At 65.7% G+C, this 24,253-nt stretch carries 23 protein-coding genes; all 23 read right to left on the reverse strand.

Annotation, left to right across the window (positions count from 1 at the left end):
• Positions 1-8: 8 nt before the first annotated feature.
• The 23 genes from AB0H22_RS08675 to AB0H22_RS08785 all read right to left on the reverse strand — a co-directional run bounded on the left by AB0H22_RS08675 (position 9) and on the right by AB0H22_RS08785 (position 23,955).
• Positions 9-1,415, reverse strand: a complete 1,407-nt coding sequence (locus AB0H22_RS08675; RefSeq protein WP_358146297.1) for a glycine--tRNA ligase — start codon at positions 1,413-1,415, stop codon at positions 9-11.
• A 102-nt stretch (positions 1,416-1,517) separates the two neighbouring features.
• Positions 1,518-2,414, reverse strand: coding sequence for a metal-dependent hydrolase (locus tag AB0H22_RS08680; RefSeq protein ID WP_358146299.1), 897 nt, complete (start codon positions 2,412-2,414; stop codon positions 1,518-1,520).
• A 3-nt stretch (positions 2,415-2,417) separates the two neighbouring features.
• Complete coding sequence (locus tag AB0H22_RS08685; protein WP_358146301.1) at positions 2,418-3,617, reverse strand: MlaD family protein; 1,200 nt, start codon at positions 3,615-3,617, stop codon at positions 2,418-2,420.
• Positions 3,614-4,738: an MCE family protein gene (locus AB0H22_RS08690; RefSeq protein WP_358146303.1), complete on the reverse strand. Its 1,125-nt coding sequence runs from the start codon at positions 4,736-4,738 to the stop codon at positions 3,614-3,616. Before AB0H22_RS08690 ends, AB0H22_RS08685 begins: the two co-directional genes overlap by 4 nt.
• Entirely contained in the window at positions 4,735-5,829 is a 1,095-nt protein-coding gene (locus tag AB0H22_RS08695; protein WP_358146689.1) for an MCE family protein, read from the reverse strand. Before AB0H22_RS08695 ends, AB0H22_RS08690 begins: the two co-directional genes overlap by 4 nt.
• A gap of 14 nt (positions 5,830-5,843) precedes the next feature.
• Positions 5,844-6,899: an MCE family protein gene (locus tag AB0H22_RS08700; RefSeq protein WP_358146305.1), complete on the reverse strand. Its 1,056-nt coding sequence runs from the start codon at positions 6,897-6,899 to the stop codon at positions 5,844-5,846.
• Positions 6,889-7,956: an MCE family protein gene (locus AB0H22_RS08705; RefSeq protein ID WP_180751830.1), complete on the reverse strand. Its 1,068-nt coding sequence runs from the start codon at positions 7,954-7,956 to the stop codon at positions 6,889-6,891. Before AB0H22_RS08705 ends, AB0H22_RS08700 begins: the two co-directional genes overlap by 11 nt.
• Positions 7,953-9,395: an MCE family protein gene (locus AB0H22_RS08710; RefSeq protein ID WP_358146690.1), complete on the reverse strand. Its 1,443-nt coding sequence runs from the start codon at positions 9,393-9,395 to the stop codon at positions 7,953-7,955. Before AB0H22_RS08710 ends, AB0H22_RS08705 begins: the two co-directional genes overlap by 4 nt.
• 67 nt (positions 9,396-9,462) lie before the next feature.
• Positions 9,463-10,281, reverse strand: coding sequence for an ABC transporter permease (locus AB0H22_RS08715; protein ID WP_358146307.1), 819 nt, complete (start codon positions 10,279-10,281; stop codon positions 9,463-9,465).
• A gap of 38 nt (positions 10,282-10,319) precedes the next feature.
• Entirely contained in the window at positions 10,320-11,048 is a 729-nt protein-coding gene (locus AB0H22_RS08720; protein ID WP_180751926.1) for an ABC transporter permease, read from the reverse strand.
• Positions 11,049-11,185: 137 nt separating this feature from the next.
• Positions 11,186-12,871, reverse strand: coding sequence for a fatty acyl-AMP ligase (locus tag AB0H22_RS08725; protein WP_358146309.1), 1,686 nt, complete (start codon positions 12,869-12,871; stop codon positions 11,186-11,188).
• The gene (locus tag AB0H22_RS08730; RefSeq protein WP_030095215.1) at positions 12,868-13,110 is read right to left on the reverse strand and encodes a phosphopantetheine-binding protein; all 243 of its coding nucleotides are present in this window, start codon (positions 13,108-13,110) and stop codon (positions 12,868-12,870) included. Before AB0H22_RS08730 ends, AB0H22_RS08725 begins: the two co-directional genes overlap by 4 nt.
• 16 nt (positions 13,111-13,126) lie before the next feature.
• Positions 13,127-13,897, reverse strand: a complete 771-nt coding sequence (locus AB0H22_RS08735) for an ABC transporter permease (RefSeq protein ID WP_358146314.1) — start codon at positions 13,895-13,897, stop codon at positions 13,127-13,129.
• A complete protein-coding gene (locus AB0H22_RS08740; RefSeq protein WP_358146316.1) occupies positions 13,894-14,832 on the reverse strand; it encodes an ABC transporter ATP-binding protein in 939 nt (312 codons plus the stop codon). Before AB0H22_RS08740 ends, AB0H22_RS08735 begins: the two co-directional genes overlap by 4 nt.
• 3 nt (positions 14,833-14,835) lie before the next feature.
• A complete protein-coding gene (locus tag AB0H22_RS08745; RefSeq protein WP_358146318.1) occupies positions 14,836-15,588 on the reverse strand; it encodes a hypothetical protein in 753 nt (250 codons plus the stop codon).
• Positions 15,585-16,103, reverse strand: a complete 519-nt coding sequence (locus AB0H22_RS08750; RefSeq protein ID WP_358146320.1) for a hypothetical protein — start codon at positions 16,101-16,103, stop codon at positions 15,585-15,587. Before AB0H22_RS08750 ends, AB0H22_RS08745 begins: the two co-directional genes overlap by 4 nt.
• The gene (locus AB0H22_RS08755; RefSeq protein WP_358146322.1) at positions 16,100-16,816 is read right to left on the reverse strand and encodes a hypothetical protein; all 717 of its coding nucleotides are present in this window, start codon (positions 16,814-16,816) and stop codon (positions 16,100-16,102) included. Before AB0H22_RS08755 ends, AB0H22_RS08750 begins: the two co-directional genes overlap by 4 nt.
• On the reverse strand, positions 16,813-18,321 hold the full coding sequence (locus tag AB0H22_RS08760; protein WP_358146324.1) for a pyridoxal-dependent decarboxylase: 1,509 nt from the start codon (positions 18,319-18,321) through the stop codon (positions 16,813-16,815). The genes AB0H22_RS08755 and AB0H22_RS08760 overlap by 4 nt, the downstream gene beginning before the upstream one ends.
• A complete protein-coding gene (locus AB0H22_RS08765; protein WP_358146326.1) occupies positions 18,318-19,673 on the reverse strand; it encodes an aminotransferase class III-fold pyridoxal phosphate-dependent enzyme in 1,356 nt (451 codons plus the stop codon). Before AB0H22_RS08765 ends, AB0H22_RS08760 begins: the two co-directional genes overlap by 4 nt.
• Complete coding sequence (locus AB0H22_RS08770; protein WP_358146328.1) at positions 19,670-20,728, reverse strand: fatty acid desaturase; 1,059 nt, start codon at positions 20,726-20,728, stop codon at positions 19,670-19,672. Before AB0H22_RS08770 ends, AB0H22_RS08765 begins: the two co-directional genes overlap by 4 nt.
• A complete protein-coding gene (locus AB0H22_RS08775; RefSeq protein ID WP_358146330.1) occupies positions 20,725-21,705 on the reverse strand; it encodes an SDR family NAD(P)-dependent oxidoreductase in 981 nt (326 codons plus the stop codon). Before AB0H22_RS08775 ends, AB0H22_RS08770 begins: the two co-directional genes overlap by 4 nt.
• Positions 21,705-22,901, reverse strand: a complete 1,197-nt coding sequence (locus tag AB0H22_RS08780; protein WP_358146332.1) for an N-acetyltransferase — start codon at positions 22,899-22,901, stop codon at positions 21,705-21,707. The genes AB0H22_RS08775 and AB0H22_RS08780 overlap by 1 nt, the downstream gene beginning before the upstream one ends.
• A complete protein-coding gene (locus AB0H22_RS08785) occupies positions 22,873-23,955 on the reverse strand; it encodes a hypothetical protein (protein WP_358146334.1) in 1,083 nt (360 codons plus the stop codon). Before AB0H22_RS08785 ends, AB0H22_RS08780 begins: the two co-directional genes overlap by 29 nt.
• Between the last annotated feature and the right edge of the window lie 298 nt (positions 23,956-24,253).

Here is a 24,253-nt window from a genome sequence, read left to right on the forward strand (position 1 = left end):
CTCCTCGGCTAACAGCCCTTGAGTGTCTTGGCGAGATGATCGGCCACGCCGCCGATCGGAATGCGTTGTTGGGTCATCTCGTCGCGGTCGCGGACGGTAACCGAGTCGTCTTCAAGCGAGTCGAAATCGACTGTGACGCAGAACGGGGTGCCGATCTCGTCCTGTCGACGATACCTCCGGCCGATGGCACCGGCATCGTCGAAGTCGACGTTCCAGTACTGGCGCAGCTCGGCGGCCAGCGCCTTGGCGCGCGGGCTCAGATCGGCATTACGCGACAGCGGCAGCACCGCGGCCTTGACCGGCGCCAGGCGCGGATCCAGACGCAGCACCGTGCGCTTATCCACGCCGCCCTTGGCGTTCGGGGCCTCATCCTCGTGATACGCGTCGACCAGGAAGGCCATGAAAGAGCGGGTGAGGCCGGCCGCGGGCTCGATCACGTAAGGGGTGTAGCGGCGATCCTCGGCTTGGTCGTAGTACGACAGGTCTTCACCGGAATGCTTTGAATGCGTGGACAAGTCGAAGTCGGTACGGTTCGCCACACCTTCCAGCTCACCCCACGGGTTACCGCTGAAACCGAACTTGTACTCGATATCGACGGTGCCGTCCGAGTAGTGCGACAGCTTCTCCTTGGGATGGTCGTACAGTCGCAGGTTCTCCGGGTCGATGCCCAGGTCGACGTACCACTGCAGCCGGGTGTCTATCCAGTACTTGTGCCACTCGGGCGCAGTAGACGGCTCGACGAAGAACTCCATCTCCATCTGCTCGAACTCGCGCGTGCGGAAGATGAAGTTGCCGGGCGTGATCTCGTTGCGGAAGCTCTTGCCGATCTGGCCGATACCGAACGGCGGCTTCTGGCGCGAGGTGGTGACGACGTTCTTGAAGTTCACGAAGATGCCCTGCGCCGTCTCGGGACGCAGGTAGTGCAGACCCTCTTCGGTCTCGATGGGGCCGAGGTACGTCTTGAGCATCATGTTGAAGTCGCGCGGCTCGGTCCACTGACCCTTGTTGCCGCAGTCGGGGCACACGATGTCGGTCATCTGCACCGACTCGGGATCGTCGATCCCCTTTTTCTCGGCGTACGCCTCCTGCAGGTGATCCTGCCGGTGACGCTTATGACAGTTCAGGCATTCGACCAGCGGGTCGTTGAACACCTCGACGTGACCGGAGGCGACCCAGACCTGGCGGGGCAGGATCACCGAGGAATCGAGGCCCACGACATCGTCGCGGCTGGTGACGATGGAACGCCACCACTGCTTCTTGATGTTCTCCTTGAGCTCCACACCGAGCGGGCCGTAATCCCATGCCGACTTGGTACCGCCGTAGATCTCGCCGCAGGGGTACACCAGTCCCCGGCGCTTGGCGAGGTTGACGACGGCCTCGATCTTCTTACCGGCGGCGTTCGGCTTGGCGGCCACGATCTGCTCAGGCTCCTCTTGAGGTCCACAAGACTGCAAGTAATTGACCTGAACAGCCTAAGGGCCGCGCAAAGCGCCTTTTACCTCGGTGGCTTCTAGCAGCTACTTCAGATGGTCCAGCAGAATGCCCTCGGGGCCGAAGTACTCGTCGCGCCACTTCTCCAGGAGGGGGCCGTGGTCGATGTCGTCGGGATGGAAGCCGGAGCGCAGGTAGCACCGGATCTTGGCCCCGAGCCCGGCGAACAGCGGTGTGCGCGGCAGCGTGACGATGCTGCGCAGGGTCGCCGCGGGATGGCGCCACGCCCACGGATCGGTGAGGATCGAGGCCAGCAGGATCAGCGTTCGGCTCAGGAAAAGGGCCAGCGTAACGGCCATCGCCCCGATCCTCATGCGCTCGGTGCCCCCTACGTGGCGATACACATCGAAGGCGACGGACTTGTGTTCCATCTCCTCGATGGCATGCCAGTTGAGCATCGCGCGCACCTCGGGATCGGTCAGCTGCTGCTGTATCCACGGGATGCTGAGCACCTGCTCCCCGAGTACCGCCGTGAGGTGTTCGACCGCCGCCGTCACCGCGAGTGCGGACCGGGCCACCCGATCCGGTAGCCGGTCTCTGTTCTGCATCATCCGCTTGACCAGCCGCGTGCCCACCCTGTCCATCAACCCGGTGGCCCAGTAGCCGCGCTGAACCAGCTGCGTGTTGAGCTCGCGGTGCTGGATCCCGTGCGTCATCTCCTGCCCGATGAATCCGGCGACCTGCTTCCTGAGCACGGGGTCGACGATCTGGCTGTCATAGCGCCGTACCGACTGGATGAAGAACTCCTCCCCCGAGGGAAAGAAGCCGGACAGCAAGGCAACCAGGTGGCTCATCGCGATATCGCCCGCGACGAAATGCCGTCGCGAAGGAGACGCTCCGTCGAAGGTGAACGCGATCCGGCGGATGTTCACCGCCCGTCCTGCAGCAGAAGGAGGAGGCGAGTGTGGATTGTTCGCCGGCATCTACTACCTCGGTGGCTCGATAGGCAGCGCCGGGCCGCCGTAGGGCGTCGGGATCGTGTACCGGCCGCGGGGCGTCGGGTCGGCGGTGGCACCCAGGTCCGCACCGGCCGGTGGGCCAGCCGTGTCGTCCCCCGCCGGGCGCGGGGCGTTCTTGGCACCCCGGACTAATACGGCGGGATCGTCATCGCGGCAGTGGGTGTGCAAGAACGGCTCCGGGTAGTCGGCCGAGGAGGGTGGGTGCCGCGGGGTGCCGTAATCGCAGGCGTACCGCGGATACAAATCGGCGGTCACCCACAGCCCGTGGTCGTGCATGGTGCTGATGAACGCCTCCAGTGCCGAGCCGCGATAGTCGGGGAACAGTGCGTTCAGCGCCGGTACCCGTACATAGGACAGCCGCGCGTTGGCGGCAAGGTTCGCCAGCAGCTGCACCATGGTGCCGGAGTTATCGGTGAAGAGATTGTCCGCCGCCCCCAGCACCCGCGGGGATTGGTCAATGAGTTTCCGGTAGCCGCCGTCCATCGCATTGATGCCCGCGAGAGTGCCGCGCAGGTTACGAGAGGTGGCCGCGATACCGCCGTTGACATCGACCGCCGCCGATAGCACCGTCCGGCTGTCCCGAATTGCGCTCACCGTCTCGGGTAGCACCGAATCGAGGGTGGCGAGCAAGAACACCCCGCCGTCGACGATCGCCGTGAGCTTGCGCGGCCCCTCGGCGCTCAGGCTCAGTTCCTTCTTGATGCGTTCGATCGTGGCCGGGTCCACTTGGGCGAGAACACCGTCGGCGTGGGCCAGCAGCTGTGCCGGCGTGACCGGGATGGCGGTGCGGTCCGAAGTGATCACATCCCCGGCAGAGAGAAATGGGCCGGCATCGGATCCGGCGGAGAAATCGAGGTATTGCTCACCCGCCGGGGACAGCCCGGACACCCGCACCGAGCTAGAGGCGGGGACGCGGACGCCGCCGTCAACGCTCACCGTCGCGTTCACCCCCCGGCCGGTGAAGGTCAGGGAGTCGACCGAGCCGATGCGCACCCCGCGCAGCGTCACGTCCTGATTGGGCAACAGGCCACCGGATTCGGCGAGCTGGATGGTCACCGGGTAGGTCGATGCCAGCGGCCTGATGTGCAGCACCCCGACAAGCAAGTAGGTGACGGAGACCGCCAGCGTGAACACCAACGACAAGCCACTCACCCAGGCCCGGCTCATCGCGGGGCCTCCTGCGCCGCAGGCCCTTGACCCACCACGCGTTCCTGCAACCGCCACAGTGAGTACTTGAGGGTCCCGACGAGCTTGCCCCAGTCGTACCGCTTGGGGCCGTGGAAGCCCGGGTCGCCCCCGAAGCCCGCATCCGGTATCGCGCCCAGCACGAGGCGATCGATACCGGCACTGCCGGAGATGGCCGAACCCGCGGTGATCTTGATGAACGGCGCGTACAGATGGTTGAGCGAGAGCAGGCTGGTCTCCGGATCCAGCACCACGTCATTCCAGGCCCGGGAGATGGCATTCGCGTCGGCGACAACGCTGCGACCGCTGGTATCGGCACCCGCGATGGACGGGAACCTGCTCAACTCCTGCGCCATGTCACCCAGCAGCAGAACCAGATTGGAGATTTGGTCGGCGTTATCCCGCAAAGTCGACGTCGCCGGGGCCGCCGCCTGCAGTACCTGCGCAAGCTCCTCGTTCTTTCCGTCGAGCGCCTCGGCCAGCCGGACCGTCTCGGTCATCGCGGCGTCCAGCTGCCCAGTGCGGACATTCAGCTTGCCCAGCAGCTCATTCGATTTGCCGATGATCTGCCCGAAGGCCTCCCCGTTCGGGCCCGCGGCCCGGCCCATACCGTTAACGACGTTGGTGAGGTTGTGCACCGCGCCGCCATTCACGAGGATCGCCGCCGAGCTGAGGACCGACTCCACCGTCGCGGCCGCCCCAGTCCGGTCAATCGTGATGGTGTCGCCGTCCGAGAGAATGCCGCCGCCGGTTTGTTCCGGCGGGGTGACGGCAATGAACACATCGCCGAGGGGTGTGGCGGTGCGCAATTGCGCGGTGCTGCCCGCCGGGAGCGTGACGTCATCCCGGATCCGCAGGGTTGTCACCGCACGGAAATCGCGGGCCGCCATGGACTCCACCTCGCCGATATCGGCACCGGCCAGTTTCACCTTGGCGCGCTCGGGGAGATTGAGCGCATTCGCGAAGACGGCCGTCAACCGGTATCCCCCGGACCCCAACCCTGGGGCCGGCAGCGGCAGGTCGGCCAGGCCACTGGTGGAACACCCTGCGCCGACCAACACCACCGCCAGGGCACACAGCACGCGGCAGGAGGCGGCCATCATTTCTGCCCCATCGCCGCGAGACCGTCGAGCATGTAGGTCAACCCGAAGTCGGGGCCGTAGTCCTGCAATGTCCCTGTGCTGCAACCAAGTTGACGCAATCCCAGCATATTGCAGATCTCCTTGGCCATCTGCCCGTCGAAGACCATGCGGTCGGCCAGGAAGTGGGCACGTATCGCGCCGTTGCGTTGGTCGATGGCGTTGTAGAGGTTATCGGCCATCAGCGGCAGCACGTCGAAGAACTCGGCGACCTCCCGCTGCCGGTCATATACCGTCTGGATGCTCTTGTTGCCGTTGACGATACCGTTGTGGATGGCATCCCGATTGGACTCCAAGAGCTTCCCCGTCTGCTCGATCACATCGTTAAACTGTCGACCGGTGCTACCCGAGCCGAAGTTCTCGCGCGCCAGGATGTCGCTGAGCTGGCGCACCGTGGTTCCGAACTGCCGCAGACCGGCATCGTTGCGGGCCGCCGCATCCAGCAGGCCGCTGACATTCTTGACGATCGCGGTCATCTGCTCGCGGGTATGAGCCCCGCCGTCGGCGCCGAGCCGCAATGCCCGGGACAGCTCGTCCAGCGCCGTCTTGATCCGGTCACCGTTCCCGGCCGCGACACCGTCACCGGCGTTGAGCACCGCGGCGATGGGCCCGTCGCCCGCACCATCACCGTGCAGTGAACCGGAGAGTTTGTCGAGCATGCCGAGCACCCTGTCGAATTCGACCGGGGTCTTGGTCCGGTTCAGGCCGATGGTGTCGTTGTCGCGCAGCACCGGCCCGCCGCGGTATGGCGGCGACAGCTCGATCTGACGATCGGTCAGGATGGATGTCGAGAGCGTGACTGCCTGGACATCGGCGGGGATCTTGACCTGCCTGTCGACGGTGAACTCCACTTCCGCGTACCCGCCCCGGGCGGTGATCTTGGCGACCTGCCCCACGGGCATGCCGAGAACCGCCACCACATTGCCCGGGTACAGTCCGGCGGCGCTGTCGAATTGGGCTGTGACAGTGATGGTTCCATCGACTCGCGCGACGGACCACGCCGCACCCACGGTCGTCGCGGTGACGGCGAGCAGCCCCAGCCCGAGCAGCAGCATTGTGCGAATCTTGGTCACTGGCAGTCCTTGAAGTACTCGATCATCCCGAATTGCTTGGCTCGGCCGCTGATCGCACACATCCACGAGTCGATGAGAGCGCCCCCCGGCGGGTTGGCCTCGATCGAGTTGCCGAATCCGGTGGCGTTGGCAATCTCCCTGATGGGCACGGGAGCGATCTGGAGCATGTTGCGCAACAAGGCATCCTGCTCGGCGAGCTTGCCGCTGAGCTCTTCCATGGTGCGGATGACACCGTCGAGTGCACGGTGGTCGCCCACCACGATGCTGCGCAGTGAGCCCACGATGCTCTGCAGCGAGCGCATCATCGCGTGGAAGGCGGCCGCGCGTGCCACGAACTCCCCCACCAACTCCTGTCCCTGGCGGATGAAGGTGCCGATATCGGACTGCTGGCGACGCAGCATGCTGGTGACGTGCTCGGTGCTGGTCAGCAGCGTGCCCAGCTGTTCGCGCCGCTGTGCGATGACCGAGGACAGGGCGCGCACGTTCTCCATGGCCTGCGGGACCACGTGCGGCAGGCCATCGAGCTGGGTGCCCAATACGTTCAGCGAGGAGGCGATGCGGTCGGCATCCACCTGTTCGAAGGTGCGGGTGGAATCGGCGAGTGCCGCCTGGAGATCGTAGGGAACCTCGGTGTGCTGCAGGTTGATCCGTCGACCCACCGGCATACCCGTACCCGCGGGCCGCAGATCGACATACCGGGAACCGAATAACGTGGTGATCTTGATGGCCGCCCGTGCCTCGTCGCCCACCGGGATGTGGTCGCGGACCCGCAGAGTGGCCTCCACACGGTCACCGGCCAGCCGCACGCCGGTCACCGAACCGACCTGCACACCCGCGATGGTGACGATGTTCCCCGGCCGCAGCGCGGCGGCCTGGAGGAATTCGGCGGTGAACTGCTTGTACCCGATTCCCAGTTCCTTCACCAGCAGCAGCGCACCGATGAGCACCACAATGACGGTCACTGCGCCGACGCCGAGCCAGGTCTTGTTGTAGGAGTCCAGCGGCCTACGAATAGAGGAGAGCCAGCGTGGCCTAATCATCTCAGCCGCCATCGCCGGCGTTCCTACAGCGTGCCGTGTGCTTCGCCTTGCCGCCCGGGGTGGCCGCGTTGACGATGATCGGGACGACGTCGTTGAGCCCAGGGAAGAATCCGTAGATATTCACATCGCACGCATAGGCATTCATATACGAGCCCTCTCCGAACATGCGCGCCAGACCCTTCAAGAACAGTGGCGTGTTGAGCCCCGTGTAGGCAAGCTGCGGCTCGATGTCCAGCATGTGCTGGGTGTAACCGGGCTCGCGCGTGAGCAATTCGTGCAGGGGTGGGTCGACGTCCCTGGCGATCCGGGACAGATTCCTGACCACTTCGGTCATCTTGCCGACCGAGGACACCAGTTCCGGCCTGCGGCTGTCGAACTGGCCGACCACCTGACGGGTCGCGGCGATGGCGCCCTCGAAATCTCGGTTCTGCGCCGCGAGGCTGCCCACCACACGGTCCAGGCTCGCGATCGCATGGTCCAGGGCATCGTCACGACCCGTGAATGTCTTTGTCAGCGTCGATGTCTGGTCCACCAGGGTCGCAAAGGCGGCGGTATCTCCCTGTAGCGACCCGATGACTGCCTGGGTGAGGTTGTTCACCTGCGCGGAGTCCAGCACCGCGAACAACGGCTCGTACCCGTTGAGCAGGGTGCCGATATCGAAGGAGGGCTCAGTGCGCTCGACGGGGATGACACCACCCGGTGCGAGCAGGCCTGCCGGGCCGGTGTTTCCCTGTGCCAGTGCGAGATACCGCTGCCCGACGATGTTCTGGTACGTCACCGACGCGGTGGCGCCTCCGGGGAGTCGCTGGCTGTCCTGGACGGCGAAACTCACCTTCGCGAGCGTGCCGTTGAGCTCGATACGCTGGACCCGGCCGACGCGGACTCCCGCGATACGCACGTCATCGCCCTCGCGCAAACCGAAGACATCGGTGAACATTGCCGCGTAGGACACCGTGGAGCCCTTGACGTCCCGACGAAGGGTCACGTACACCAACCACGTGAGCACCGTGGCGATCACCAGGAAGACGGCGAGCCCAATCACGGGGCCGCGCGTTGTCGTGCGCCTCATCGGGCACCTCCCTCGTTATGCGGGACCTGGGTTCGGGTCACGGCGGTGCCGCGGGCGATGGGCCCGAGCACGAGCTGGTCTGCCGCCGTTGCCGGCTGCCCTAACAGACGACCCAGCTGGCCGCGTTCCTGAGCGCTGCCGACGGGGCCCACATTCCCGCCGAAGGATGCCGGCGCAGCGGTCGGTTGGCCCGGATCGGCGCTGCCGGGTACCGGCGGGGCGGGCGTCAGCCACGACGGCACCGGCGGGTTGGGGTCACGCAGGTCCGGGTTGGGATTGACCAGTGGCGGAGCGACGGCGACGAGATTGCCGTCGGGGCCGACCACGGTGCCGGGCGGCGGCGCCAGGTTGGCCGGCGGATGGTAGTTCTGCGGCAGCAATACTTCGGGGAGATCGGGCCGCACCGCGATCTGTGGCGCGGTGAAACAGCTGGGCCCCTTCAATTCCCCGTAGCGCGGGCAGTCGGCCCGCGTGTAGGTGTAGGACGGGGTGAACGACAGGTTGACCCGTCCCCGGGCAGTGGTCAGCGCGGGATCCCACACTTCCTGGAAGAAGGTGTCCGAGAACTTGGTGATGCGCTGCGTGATCGGCACGAAATGCTGGGCGTTATCGGCCAGCACGCCCAACACCGGGGTCAGGTCGGTGGTGATCTGGATGAGCTGGTCGGTGTGATTGCGCAGCGACTCCGCGGTGGTACCGGTGGTGTGTACCCCGGCACCGATGAAGGTGCGGAACTGGTCCCGTTTCTCGGCGAGGGTGCGCATGGGCCCGACGGCCTGGTGCAGCGCGTCCACCAGATCCGGTGCGGTCTGGGAGAGCCCGCGTGCCGCGTCCACCAACGCCGATACCGTGGAGGGCCCCTGGTCGGTCGCCACGATGGCATTGAGCTGATCCAGGATGCGGTCGAGTTGTGCTGCACTGGTGAGTAGTTCGGTGCGCCGGTGGTTAGTGGCCGCCCCGACCGCCGCCAGAATGCCGACTGTGTTGTCACCCCGGCCGCGGCCAGCGGCGGTGAGGATCTCGCGCAGCTTGTTGACCGTGGTCTGGAACAGCACCGTCGGGAGCCTGGTGTCCTCACCAATATGCCCACCCTCACGAATGGGCGCACCGGGTCCCCGGTCGACGAGCTGCAGCGCGGAGACGGCGAAGACGTTACTGGGCACCACGCGTGCGGTAACGGTCGCGGGGATCGAGTTGGCGTACATGGGTTTCAGCCGCACATGCACCCGGTTGGGCTGGGCACCGGCTGCCGGGGTGACGGCCTCGACGGCACCGACGAGCACACCCCGGTACTTCACGTCGGATCGTGGCGGCAAGCCGTCACCCACGTTATGGAGTTCGGCGACGATGTTCACGTACCGGTCGAGAGCACCGGTGGACTTGACCAGGAGAGCCGAGGTCATCACGGCGACGACGGCCAGCGCGGCGCCCCCGCGCATCAGCAGCTGGCGGCGCGAGAAGAGCGCGCCATCCAGGTCATAGTGACTATCAAGGTGATTCGTCACGTCATCCCCCGAACCGGGCGCCGGAGTCGACACTCCACAGCGCCATGGTGAGCAGCATGTTGACGACGATCACCGCGGTGATGCTGGCGCGCATCGCGTGCCCTGCCGCGATACCGACACCCTCCGGTCCGCCGTCGGCGCAGAAGCCGTAGTAGCACTGCACCGCCGAGGCTATCCAGACGAAGACAATGGCCTTGAACACCGAGTAGGCGATATCCGTGCCGCTGGACAACAGCGTGAAGTAGTGCAGGTATGGCCCCGTCGAGCCGCCGCTGACGATGCCCACCATGACCTGGCAGGACAGATAACTGATGGTCAGGCAGGCCACGTAGAGCGGGATGATGGCGACCACCGACGCCAGCAGGCGGGTGGTGACGAGGTACGGGATCGGCCGGATGGCAAGGGAATCCATCGCATCCACCTCCTCGGAGATACGCATCGAGCCGAGCTGGGTGGTGAAACGGCATCCCGCCTGCACCGCGAAGGCCAGTGCGGCCATGATCGGGGCGAGTTCGCGCGTGGTCACCAACGAGGAGATGACACCGGTGGCCGGGCCCAGGCCCATCAACTCCAGGAAGTTGTAGCCCTCGATGGCCACCAGGGCGCCCGTCGTGATACCGAGCACCAGCACCACACCGGCCGTTCCCCCGCCGACGACGATCGACCCGTTGCCCCAGGTGATATCGGAGAGGAGGCGCAGGAATTCACGGCGGTACCGGCGCAGCGCGATGGGGATCGCCAGGAAGGCATGCACGAAAAAGGTGACCATATGGCCGAACCGCGCCAGCGGCCTCATTGCGGCATCTGCGCTGAATGCCATGGGCTGCAGAGAGGCTCGGCGGACCGGTAGCGTGGCCGTCACAGCATGGCCCTGGGGAACAGCATGGTGTAGACCTGGCTCACCACGACGTTGACGATCATGAGCAACAGGACCGATTCCACGACGGCCGCATTCACCGAATTCGCCACCCCGGTCGGGCCACCGTGCGAAGCCAATCCCTTCTGGCAGGCGATCACCGCCACGATGGCCCCGTACACCGCAGCCTTCAGCAGCGCCAATACCAGATCACCCGTGGTCGCGAACGATGCGAACGTGGTGACGAAACTTCCTGGGGCACCACCCTGTACGTACACGTTGAATAGATAACTGGCCAGGAAGCCGACGAAGCAGACCACACCGGTGAGCGCCACACCGACGACGATGGCCGCCGCGAAGCGCGGCACCACCAGCCGCCGCACCACCGACACGCCCATGACCTCCATGGCCGCGGTCTCCTCTCGCATGGTGCGGCACCCGAGGTCGGCAGTCATTGCCGAGCCCACCGCCGAGGCCAGCAGCATCGCCGCCACCAATGAAGCGGCCTGCCGCACCACCGCCAGACCACTGGCCGCACCGGCCAGCGAGGTCGCCCCGACTTGCCCTGCCAGCAACGCGAATTGAATGGACAGCGTGACCCCAATGGGCAGTGCCACCAGCACCGTCGGCACCACGGCCGTGCCCGCCATGAATGCGGCCTGCCGCACGAACTCTGCCCACGGGAAGCGGCCGGTCACCAGGTCGGCGACGAAGTACCGCAGGGTGTGCACACCGAGGACGAATTGTTCGCCGACGGTGGTGAGCGCGGCGATCGGATGGTGCCGCAGATATCGCGCGCCGCGATCACCAAGTGTGCGAAGCCCTTCGGGCATCCAGGTGCGGACACGGAGGAATTGATCCCGTGTCGTCATCGGGCCGGTTCACACCTCTTCAGCCGTTCGGAGGTCTCCCGTCGCCGCAGCTTCCCCGAGGACGTCTTGGGAATCCATCCCGCCGGGACCACGTGGACATCACGCGGGCTCACCCCCAGGGTGCGGTACACACGGTCGGCCACCTCGGCGCGGATGCGCGCGCTCTCGGCGGTATCGGCATGCAGTGCCGATTCGGCCACCAACGCGAACCCCTCCCCGGCCGCCGCCGTGGACAGGCGGACCGCGGCGATACCGCCGGAACGGACTCCCGACACCCCGGCGACGGATCTCTCGATGTCCTCCGGGTGCACATTGCGGCCCGAGATGATCAGGATGTCCTTCTTGCGCCCGCAGATCACGGGTTGCCCGTCCTCGGTGAGATATCCGATATCGCCGGTGGGTAGCCAGCCCTGCGCGTCGAGCATTGACTCGAACCCGGCCGCCGTGCGGTACCCCGCGGTCACGTTCTCACCGCGGATCTCGAGCTCGCCGATGGCCTCCGCGGGCAGCACCGAGCGGTCCCCGTCTACCACCCGTACTTCGCAGCCGGGCAGCGGAAGACCCAGCGCAACACGGGAACTGGCCTCGTCGCCCTGGGCTGCGACGAGATCGGGATGCGGCGGACACACCCGGTAGCGCTCGCCGCGGCGCACAAAGGACACCGCCAAGGTGGCCTCCGCCATGCCATAGGCGGGGACGATGGCGTCCGCCCGCATGCCGAACCGGGCGCCCTCGGTGGTGAAGCGTTCCAGGGTCGCGACATCGATGGCCTCGGCACCGCTGAGCGCAAACCGCAGCGAGGACAGGTCGTATGCGCCGTCGGGTGCCTTGCGCAGCCGACGGGCCAGCAGTGAGTACGCGAAGTTGGGCCCGGCCGTCATGCTGCCGCGGTACGTACTGATCAGCTCGGCCCACAGCAGCGGGTCACCGAGGAAGTCCATGGGGGTCACGCTGACGGTGCTCAGCCCCTGACACATTGGGACGATCAGGTAACCCATCATGCCCATGTCGTGAAAGAGCGGCAGCCAGCTCACCACCACATCAGATTCGGGGTCGGCGCCCGAGGCACTGACCATCGCCCGCAGGTTGGCCTCGATATTGCGGTAGGTGATGCTGACAGCCTTTGGCGTGCCCGTGGACCCGGAGGTCAACTGTAAGAAGGCAACAGCGTCCTGGTCGACATTGGTGATCTCCCCCGGCGTACCTGCCAGCAGGCCCGGCAGCTCCAGCGCACGGGCACCGACGGCCCCGAATTGACCGGCAGCCGCCAGGAACGGGTCACCCACCACCACAGTCGCGGAGCCCACCGCGGCCAGCGCCAGGCCGGTGTCCTCGATCCACAGCTGCATATCGGACCGGTGGGTCGGCTGGTGCAGCATCGTCACGGAGGCGCCGGACATCCAGATGCCCTGCACCAACGGTGCGATTTCACCAGGGGCACCGGCTAATACGGCCACGGCGTCGCCGGGGCGCACCCCCGCCGCCTGCAGTGAGCCCGCGATGCGCAGTCCCCTCTGATGCACGTCGGCCCAGGGCACGGTGCGCAGCTCGCCCAAAAGCGATGTCCCGTCGGCCGCGCTGGGCGCCGAGGTGAGACCGCGCTGGGTTACAGCCGCGCTGGCGCGCAGCCTGTCGATAACCGGGTTCGAAGTCGGACGTTCTTCCCGCGAGCGGCTCATCACAGGCGGCTCTCCACCAGTTCGATCAATGCCCCGAGCGTCTTGCATTCGAAGACATCGTCCTTGGTCAGCTGGATACCGAAGCGGCCCTTGATCTCCGAGACCCCCACCGCGAACGACAACGAGTCGAACCCGAGGTCGCCGACCAGTTCGGAGAAGTCGTTGACATCACCCGTGGGCATCTCGAGTTCCTCGGCGATGAACTCGATGAGGAACTCGCGGACTTCTGAAGTAGTTTCCATTTTCTTTCTAAGCCTTCTACTTACCTATTTTTCGGCGGATCACCAGATGGATGGGGATTTGCAGCAGGGCGAACATGCCGAGGGCCACCAGGGAACCCTTCACAACGGCCATCGCGTCGAAATCGCCGTACATGATGGTCGACGCGGCGGACACGATGTGCGAGAAGGGGTTCGCGTTGATGCTGATTCTGAGCCAGTCGGACAGGAACACCGAGGGCATGAGCGCCTGACTGACGAATAGCACCGGCAGTGCCAACGGCAGCATCGCCGCCGGAGCCTGCGGGTTGAGGGTGCGCAGTGCCACCAGGTAGAACAGCGAGCTGTATGCCGCCGACCACAGGAACATCACCAGGACAAGGAAAATCCCGGTCAGCAGGCCCGCCCGCAGTGGTGCGTCCAGGAAGGCCAGCAGGGCAATGACAATGACCGCTGCCGGCAGGATACGGAACATCTCGAAGCCGATCTTGGCCGCCATGATCTGGCCGGTCGACACACCGTAGAGCCGCAGCCGGTCGGTGAACCCCGATCTGATCTCGTCGATGAGCGTTCCGGCCCCGTACCCGGCACCGAGCATCGGGATGAGCATGATGAGCCCGGGCGCGATATACGCGGTGTACGAGGACAGCGGGAAACCCGGGAGGTCGGCAACACGCTGGAACATCGATCGCACGAAGATCACCAGCACAACCGGGAAGACGATCGGGAAGATGAATCCGAACACCGGCTGCCGCAGTCCCACTACGACATAACGGCGGAAAAGCCTTGCGGTATTGGACAAGGCGCTCACTGGGTCACCTCCAGGAATGCGTCGCGCAGCGAGGTGGACCGCACTTCGATATTGGCCGCACCCAGGCCGATGCGGTCAAGTTGGGCGCTCAAAGCCCCCAACTCCGAGGCCGAGGCGGAATCCAAGGTTCCCGACAGCGCGCCGGAATCATTCCGCTGCACGGCGTAACCCGCGGCCGCCAACTCAATGGCCGTATCTTCGGATATGCCACCATCCGCGGAGATCTCGACCGCATAGCCGTGACTGCGGGTGAACTCCTGAGTGGATCCCGAGGCCACCAGCCGACCGCTCTTGACGATGCCCACCTCGTCGGCCAGGGACACCGCCTCATCCATATCGTGCGTCGTCAGCACGACGGTGCGCCCTTCGGAGCGCAGCAGCCGGATAGCATTCCAAACCTCCTGTTTGCCTTCGATATCCAGCCCGCTGGACGGTTCGTCGAGGAACAGCATCTGCGGGTTATGGGCTACCGCCAGCGCGACATCGACGCGGCGACGCATACCGCCCGAGAGCGCCCCTACCTTCCGGTTGAGGTAGCTGCCCAGGCCGAACTGCTCGATGAGTTCTTCCTCGCGGGCCTTCCGCTGCGCCTTGGGCCAGCCCGCGATCGCCAGGCTCATCCGGATCTGCTCGACCGGCGACATCCACAGGTCCAGCGCCACCTCTTGCAATGCCACGCCGATCAGGGGGCGCAGCTCCTTGGTCTTGTCGACGGGAATGCCGAGCACCTCGAGCTCCCCGCTGGTGGGTGCCAACAGTGTGGTCGCCATGCGGATGGTGGTGGTCTTACCGGCGCCGTTCCTGCCGAGCAAGCAGTAGACGATCCCGCGCGGGATGGCCAGGTTCAGGCCATCGACGGCACGGGCTTCCGACCCGGGGTAGGCCTTGACAAGATCGGTCGCGCGCAGCGCGGGAGTCTGTGTTTCCGTTGTCATGAATCAGTCCCTCACTTTCGGGAGGACATGGCGTTCCAGCTTTTCGGTGAGACCGATGCCCTGCGCTGTCATGCTCACGTCGATCGACGTGAAAAGCGGGAAGCTGCTGACTGTGCTGTCCTTGGGCACCTCGTTCACCTGGTGGATCTGGCCGCTACTCGCGCCGGAGATGGTGAGATCCACAACGGTGCGGACGAGCTCGACGGGTTTGTCGCGCCATATCGCCTTGCGGCTGCCATCGGCCCTGACGTGGCCGTGCACCTTCGCTCCCCCGCCGCATGTGCCGGTCAGCTCACGTTCACCGTCGGTGTGCACCAAGGCGATTCCGCCGTCAATGACGCATTGCAGGGTCACCCGCGAATCCAGCGGGTTGACGATGGTGATGGCGTCCAAAGTGCTGGGCTTGCCCTCACCGCCGGTGACGATCCCGGTCTCGTACGGGAAACGGTCGCCCTGGTAGTACTGCTCGATCTTCAGCTCGCCGCGCCGCGGCCCCGGCCCGACGGTCATCACACCGGCGCCGGGCAGCGCGGTGGTCTCGCCGAGATAGGTCACCGAGCCGGACACCTCCAGCGCATAGTCGCCGAAGGGCGACCTGCCCTGCGGTTCAGCCGCCGGGTCCCCTTGTACCGCTGGGTACTTCAACAATTGGAAGGCGTGGCCGACGGGTTTACCGGCCTCCTCGTTCACCGGTGCGCATGCGGTGGCCACCGCTACCGACAGCACCACGGCAGCACCTGCGGCGAGCCGTCTCACCGCGGAACCCCGGTGACTGACAGGGTCCGGTTCAGCCGGCGGTGCCGGTGCGCGAAAAAGGCCGCCAGCACCTTGCTCATCAGCTTGCCCCACCCGGGAATCAGGCCCATTGGCGCCTGCGGGGCCAGGGTGATCTCATCGGTCACCCTGGTCTTTTCGCCCGTCTCAGACGCCACCGGTTCCAGGGTCCGGTGGTGCACCCAGACCCGCATGCCGGTCATGAGGGACTCCTCGCGGAACATCCGTCCGGGCTCGAGCCGCGCCACGGTGATGTCGTCGAACCCGAACGGGAGGACCCCGAACAGCAGCAGAAAACTCTTGCCGATCCGGGTACCCGGGCTGACATCGCCAATCGACTTCCCCCGGAACTCCTTGGGCATGGTCATCTTCATGTACGGGCCCATCTCGTCATTGATGCCCTCTTGGGTGGTAACCCGTTCCCACACTTTGTCTACGGGACAGTCGATCTCGCTGACCTTGCGGAATACATGCTCTTCGGTGTGAATCGATCTCATCTCGTTCTTTCCTTATCGGGTGACGGGTATGCAGCACGGGCGGTGGCGGTCAACAACGAGCCGTCGCGGACCGCCTCGGCGGCGTCGGGTACGAAAGACCCGCTGATGTCGACGACGGCCGGCACGCTGTCGGCGCCGATGTAGTTGGGCAGGATGTCACCGATCTGGTGCAGCCGGTCCGGCAGCAGGTGGTGGTACCAGTCGAACAGCGGCACCACCAGTGCCACCGTTACGAACCGAACGCCCTCGGTGGCGAGGCTGCCGAAGAACTCCTGCCAGATCTGTTCGATCATCCCGGCGCGGCGCTGCTTCTTGCGTACTCCTTGTGTGGCGAGCTCGGCGATGCACTCCGCCGCGATGCCGTCGAAGAACGAATCCCATTGCGGATACAGATAGTTGCGCGCCACCTTGCCGCCGTCCCGGTAATTCCGGGCGTCACGCAGGGTGCTGAAGCTGTCGAGCCCGAGCTCGGGATCATGGCGCAGTGAACGCAATACGCCTACGGGGTACTCGGGCGACTGCGCGGAGAAGCCCACGTAAATCTCCGACGACCGCTCCCAGGTGCGGTAGTGCACCATCTCGCGCGCGGCAAGATCGGCGTCGTCGGCGAAATCGTTCTCCAGGCCGAATATCGAGTACTCGACGTTCTTCGCCCACGGGAAGCGGGCATCTGATGCCCGGATCCGCTCGACACGCACCAACGAATTGCTCATACGGTGCTCACCTCCAGGGCGCGGGCACGCCAGATCCAGTTGCCGTGCGCGGCAATCTCGGAGACCATTGCGGCCGCCATCGACGCGGTGATCAACGGGTTGACGAATGTCAGCTTGATCGCCTGACCTCCGGCAGCGCTGGACCGGCCCACGATCGCTCTGCCGGTGCGGGCCAGCTCCCCACGGATCGCGTCGTTGATGCCATCACGTGTCTCGGGCACCACATCCGGCTGCCGCCAGCGCAACACCACGGTGTTGGTACACACGGGCGCGGCCAGTTCCAGGTCCGGGTGTTCGGCCGCCGCGTGTGCAGCGGATGACGCCGCCGCGCAGGTGGCGTCGATCATCGCGGCGATATGCCGCTGGCCCACCGCCCGCAGTGTGACCAGCACCTTGAGCGCGTCGAAGCGGCGGGTGGTCTGCAGTGACTTGCTTACCAGATTGAGCACATCGTGCTCGGAGTCGCTGGCAGGGTTCAGGTAATCGGCATGTGCGACAAGCGCATCGAAGCTCGCGCGGCTGCGTACCAGCAGGGCACTGCAACTTATCGCCTGGAACAGCAGCTTGTGGAAGTCGATGGCGACCGAGTCGGCCTGTTCGATTCCGCGCAGTAGGTGCCGGTACTTCTCGCTGAAGATCAGGCACCCGCCCGCGCAGGCGTCCACATGGGTCCAGATCCCGCGCGCACGGGCGATGGCGGCGGGTGCTTCCAGCGGGTCGATCGCACCGAAATCGGTTGTCCCGGCGGTGAGCACGAGCGCAAACACGGGGGTCCCCGCACGGTCCGCCCCCTCCAGGATCCCGGTGAGGGCCTCGGCCCGCATCCGCCCGGCATCATCGGTAGGCACCTCGATAATGGCGGCGGTCCCTAGCCCCAGCAGCCGGAGTGCCTGCTGTACCGAGAAATGTGTCTGCCGGGTGCACAGCACTCGCCACGAACCGGCCTCTGGCGGCAGTCCCCGTGCCGCGATATCCCAGCCGTAGGTGTTGCGGGCGAACAGGTCCCGGGCCAGCAGCAATGCCTGCAGATTCGACTGAGTACCCCCGCTGGTGAATGTCCCGTCCGACCCGGGCGCGTACCCCATTCTGGTGCACAGATATTCGATGACCTGCTGCTCGATCGCGGTGGCGGCGGGAGCCTGGTCAAAAGAATCCATCGACTGATTGAACGCACTGACCAGCACCTCAGCGGCCAACGAGGGCAGCGCGGGCGGGCAGTGCAGGTGCGCCAAATACGCGGGGTGGGTCACCACCACGGACTTCTCGGCGAGCAACCCCGCCGCCTCATCCAATGCCCGACTCAGCCCGACCCCGTGGGGATCGTCGAGGTCAAGTCGCCCGACATCACTTTTCAGCGCCGCGTAACCGTCCACCAGCCCTGGCTTCGTGGCGCCGCCCAGCGCGCCGCTCGCCCGATCGGCCGCCAGCGCGATGGCTTCGCGGTACGTGGTTTCGCTATCGCCCGTGAGGAAATCACTCACGAAGGGGCTCGGGTTGGGCGTCACCGTGACACCACCAATGCGGGCTCGCCGGCCGATCGAGTGCGCGCTACCGCACCGAGAGCGGAATCGAATGCGTTCAGTGCCGCGGCGATATCGGCTTCCTCGATGGTCAGCGGCGGCAGAAATCGCACCACGTTGCCGTATTGGCCACCGGTCTCGACGATGAGGCCGTGCTGCAGGCAGGCACTCTGGATCTGTCCGGCAAGTTCGGGCGCCGGCGCCGCGGCATCGCCAGGCCACGGCTGGTCCGGGTCCACAATCTCCACACCCAGCATCAGCCCTGCCCCGCGCACCTCGCCCACCAGTTTCGACTGGGCCGCAATGGCATTCAAGCCATCCAGGAAAAGACGGCCACGGACGGCAACCTGCCCGGGGAGGTCGTTCTCCCGCGCGAAGCGGATCACCGCGCTCGCGGCGGCGAACGCCATGGCGTTCCCGCGGAATGTCCCGGTGAAGGCCCCGGGTTCCCACACGTCGAACTCCTTGCGTACCACCAAAACCGCAATCGGGATACCGGAACCAAGGCCCTTGGAGATCACGACCATATCGGGTTCGATACCGCAGTGCTGGAACGCCCACGCCGGCCCGGTGCGGTACACGCCCGCCTGTACCTCGTCAGCGATCAGCGGTACCCCGAGCGTCGATGCGGCCCTACGCAATGCCTGTCCCCACCGCGGCGGGGCAGGAATCACGCCGCCCTCACCCAGCATAAACTCGGCGATGAGCGATGCCGGTGCCGTCACGCCGCTGTGCGGGCGCGCAAGAGCGTCGGCCGCCGCGACCGCCAGCTCGACACCCTGTTCCCCCGCCACCCCGAATGGGCTGCGGTAGTCCTGCGGGTACGGCAGGAAGCTCGTGTGCGGTGACAGCACCACCGGCTGCTGACGCAACCCGCCCCCGGAGCTCGCGGCACGTGCGGCCCGCGTGCAACCGTGGAAACCGCCTTGTACACCAACGTGTTCGCGGCCACCGGTGGCGACCTCGGCGAGCATCAGGGCAGCCTCGACCGCGCTCGCTCCACTGGGCGAGCACAAATGGATGCTCGCGTCGGCGGCCAGCCCGACCGGCAGTATGGACAGCAGATCCTCGACGAATCGTTCCCGGGCCGGGGTATGAAAGTCGAGTGACAGCAACGGCTCCCCGGAGGAGACCGTCTTCATGACGGCCTCACTGATGACGGGGTGGTTCCAGCCCAGCGACATGGCCCCGGCAGCAGCCAGGCAGTCGACATACCAGCGGCCGTCGTCGGCACGCACCCGGGATCCCCGTGCTTCGACCGGCCGTATCGGCAGCCGCCGCGAGTACGTGGACGCCCCGGATTCTCTTGCTGTGGAAGATAATTGGCTGGCAGTCATAGTCCCTCCTTACGCGGGTGGGCGAGCAGCCGCCGCAGCGATGAGGCGAGTGAACGGTCTTCGGTCGACCAGTACCCGGCATCGGGCGGGGTCGCCGCCGCGAGACGGCGGCGCGCCTCACCCAGCTGGTGGTAAGGCAACTGGGGGAAGAGGTGGTGCACCGCATGAAAACGCAACCCCACCGGCGCCCAGAGTGGGCCCAGTACGGGTACCGACGGGTGATCGATGGAATCGAGAACCTGCTCGGGAAAGGTCATGCGCTCGGTGCTGCCCTCATATCGGTGCGCCGCCAGCACCCGCAGCCAGTTCACGAACAACGCCAGGGCGATCACCAAATACGCCTCCAGCAGCCGCCTCGGCGAGTACGCGCCCAGAAGCAGCAGCACCAACAGGGCCGATGTGTATGCGAAACAGGAGATTTCCTGCACCAGCCAGGGTCGGGGTGTGCCTGCCGGCGGCAACGGGCGCTCGAAATCTGCATCGATCATCAGCGACGATGCCCGTGTCAGGACAATGGGCCTGATCGCGGGAACCAGCCAGCTCAGCGGCGCCAGCACCAGAAACCGGAAGACGAACGCCAACGGCCCGGCCAGCGCGCTGAACGGCAACAGGATGACGCGCCAGCGCGGCTCGCTGGCGTAGGCCACGTACTCCCCGTCCTCGGCAGTGCCGTAGGTGCGTGATGCATGGTGCTCATGATGGAACTCGAATGTGAATTTCGGTGTCAGCAGCGGGATTCCGCACACCAGATGCCAGACCACCGAGAACCAGCGCAGCTCGCGCTCGGCGTGCACGATCTCGTGGACAAACAACACGCCGCGGTAGAACGCGAAGGCCGCCAGCACAATGCACGCCGCCGCCCGGAGTGACAGCAGGTCGTCGACCGGACACAGCAGGAATGCCGTGTACCCGACCACCATGCAGGCGGCCAAGTCCAGCCAATAGATCCACTGACGGCGCGCGGCGAGGTCTGCTACCAGCGCACGCGCATCGGCCATCGATATGCCGAGCGCCTCCTTGGAGCCGCCCTGCGCCTGCCGCGCTTCGACCGTCATCGCACAAACTCCGCTATCAACTCGTCGGTAGACACCAGGGGAATTCCCAGCTCTCGCACCGCCCTATCGGGCGCGTAGTACAGCTCGCGCGCCATCAGTTCGACGTTCTCGGGAACCAGCGCATCGTCGGGGTCGAAGCGTGCGGAGATATCACGCAGCAGCCGGTTCCCCTTGCCCAACGTCCGGAACAGCCCCATAGGCGCGGACCGCACCGGGTGCTCGCGCCCCACTGCGGCCACGAGCAGCTCGCCGAGCTGCCGGTAGGACAGGTTCGCCGAGCTCAGGATGTAGCGGCGCCCCTTGTCCCCCTTGGCCATCGCCGCCGTAATGCCGACAACGAAATCTCGCGCCGAGCACACCGCGGTACCGCCGGGCGGTACGACGCGCAACAACCCCTTGCGTGCGGCGACCAGCAGCCCCTGCCAGGACCGGGCCGGGCCAGATCCCGGCGCGAACACGGCGGCGGGGTTCACCACGACCACATCCAGGCCACGATCGGCGAAGTCCAGCACCAGCCGCTCGCCCGCACGCTTAGTCGCCGCGTACACGTTGTCGAGCACCGAGTCCTGTGGGTCGAAGTCCTCGTCGGCCACCACGCCATTGGCCGGGTACCCGATGGCAGCGGTGGAGGACACGTGCACTACCCGCTGTACACCGTGCCTAAGCGCGGAGTGCGCCACGTGGTAGGTGCCCAGCACATTGGTCTGCCAAATCCTGTGGCCAAGGCGAGAATTCGGCGATGCGATACCGGCCAGGTGGTAGACGTGGGACACACCCCGCATCGCGTTGTCGATGCTCTGCGCATCGGTGATATCGGCGCAAGCCGTATCGACATTCCGGCCAAGCTCGTCGCGAAGTACGGCAGGGTCGTGCGGGTTCGTCAGGACGGTGACGCGCTCGCCGGCCTCCACCAGGGATGCGACGAGCGTGGAACCCAGGTACCCGGTGGCGCCGGTGACCAATGTGCGGCCGGCCATCACAGCGCCTTCTGGTAGACCCGGTGAATTTTCTCCGGATCTGTTTTCATCTGGGCAGTAAGCGAATTCGACCACACGTTGTCCTCGTGTACCCATGTGGTAGCAACCGAGGAGTACCCGCTGCCGGTAATCGTCCGGACGATCTCCCCCGCCAGGATCCTGCCGATGCCCGCGCCGAACTGGGTCTGCACCGCGCCGATGAGCACCACGACAGCGGTGCCGATCCCGCGGATGCGCCCGTCGCGCCGGGCCGCTAGCCGGGCCAGCAGCGCCGGGGTGAGACGGCCGGAGCGTCCGGCGATCTCGTTGACGTCGGGCAGCATGAGCAGGAATCCCACCGGGTTGCCCCCGGATTCGACAATCCGGACGATATTCGGGTCGATCAGCGGCCGCATCTCCGCCGCCATCCCCGAGAACACCTCGCGACTGAGCGGGACATTCTCGGGATGGTGGGCGAAGGAGTCGTTGTAAAGCCCGCGCAGCACCTCCAGCTCGGCAGCGTAATCGCGCATCCGCACCGAACGCACCGTCACTCCCTGGTCGCGCATCACCGCGTCGGCCCGCTTGAGCAGGCGCTGCCGCACCTCCTGGCTGCCGTCAAGTTGCCAACGGTAGGAGGCGGTATCGAACTTCTTGCGGTATCCGGCCGCCTCCAGCAGCCGTGGGTAATACCGCGGGTTGTAAGGCTGCATAACGGCCGGCGGCCTGTCGTACCCGGAAATCAGCAAGCCGACCTCCTCGCGGGAGGTGTAACTGAAGGGGCCGACGATCTTGGTGATGTCCCGGCGCGCGGCCCATTGCTCGGCCGCCCCGAGCAGAGCGCCCGCGACCTCCTCGTCGTCATCACTCTCGAAGAACCCGAAGAATGCGCAGTCGCCGTAGCGCTGCACGTATGCCGAGTCGATACTGGCGGAGATGCGGCCAACCGCGCTGCCACCGCGGTAGGCGACGAAGTTCTCGATCTGCACCTCCCGGTGCAGCGGGTTGTGCTTCGAGTCCATCTTCGCGCGCATGACGCGGCGCAGCGTGGGCCGCCAGCAGGGATCGTCACCGTAGATCTGCCACGGCACCGCGATGAATTGCTTGGCCTCACACTGGGATTCCACTCGGCGTACCGTCACCGGCGATCCGGCGAGCCGCTGCCCGGCCGAATTCTCGATCAGACCTCTATCCAGCACGAACGATTCCCAGATCATGGGCCAGTTCGGGGTTGCCCTTGCTCTTCCACAGTGCGCCGTCCATGTAGAAGTGGTGCAGCACAAAGGTCAGCGGAACCGCGAAGATGACCGTGTCGAGCTGTCCGGCGAGGACGCCAAGTCCCGCGAAGAATGCGATGTACAGCGGCAGTGCCTTGCGGGTCGACAACCGCGCCAGCAGCAGCTTCTTCTCGCCCGGATCCTCGGTGCGCGCGAAGCGGGTGTTGTTCCGCGTCCAGTTGATCAGGTGGTACTGCAGGCTGTGTGTGGTCGTCGCGATCAGAATGAGCGCGAAAAGGTCTGAGACCAGCAGGTAGGACAGGTTGTAGGACAGCGCCGCAATAACGAAGGTCGCCACCGACATGGCCGGAAGCGCGCGCTGCCCGGCCCGCTTGAGCTGGAATTGCTCCCAGACGGCCATACCCAACAGGACTGCGGCGCAGACGAATCCACCGATTACCACGAATCCGGGGATGGGCGGCACCGGCACGCTCAGACTCGAGAAGGGCAGCCGGTGACCTAAGACCACGTACTCGGAGAAGTTCAGGCCATGGCTCGCCCGGTACAGCACCGGGGCCAGGCAGACCGCGTACAACGCGTACTTGATCCGGTCGCGCGGGCCTTTGTAGCCGTTCTTCGCGGCGTAGATGTTGATGATGCCGAAGTGCTGTTTGACGACGTGGAACACCTGCCAATAGGCCCAGATGGCCAGCAGCGGTACGAGCCAGCCGCCGAACCACAGCGTGCCGACGATCGCGCCGACCACGATGAAGCTGATCACGTAGTGCGCCCAGAACCGCGACCGTTCCCGCGGATCCATCCAGACCCGGGCCGTCGTCGTCAGCACATGAGGCAGGTCGGACAGCAGTGAAAAGGCCACCGCACCGACGAGGAATACCCCCTTGTGTCCGTCGGCCGCGAAGAGCACCGCCGACAACAACGCGCCCAGCCCGAAGACAAAGAGGATGTCGACGCGTCTGCTGACGAACCACCCCGGCCGATTTCCACTGTCGGTGTTCTTCAGCTCATTGGCGTCGGTAGCAAAGGTAGCCATCGCGATCATCCTCGGGTAGGCGTCATGGTCTCAATTGGAAATGGTTATCGTTTTCATAACGTAGAGACTGCGCCGTCTCATGTCAACGCAGCAGCCTGTGAGCGCGCTGTGACTCTACTCACTCACAATTGGCCAGCTTGAGAACATAATTTGATCGGAGGGAGCCGAGGGGCACGACGGCACAGACCCGGGAGTGAACGCGGCGCCGGCGCGGCACAAATCATCGATTACCGCGGCGCTTGCAGGCCCGCCGTGCCGAACACCGCCGGGCACGGTGGCAGATCGAGGCGATTCAGCA

It is taken from the genome of Mycobacterium sp. NPDC050853 (assembly GCF_040653875.1).
GTDB lineage: Bacteria > Actinomycetota > Actinomycetes > Mycobacteriales > Mycobacteriaceae > Mycobacterium.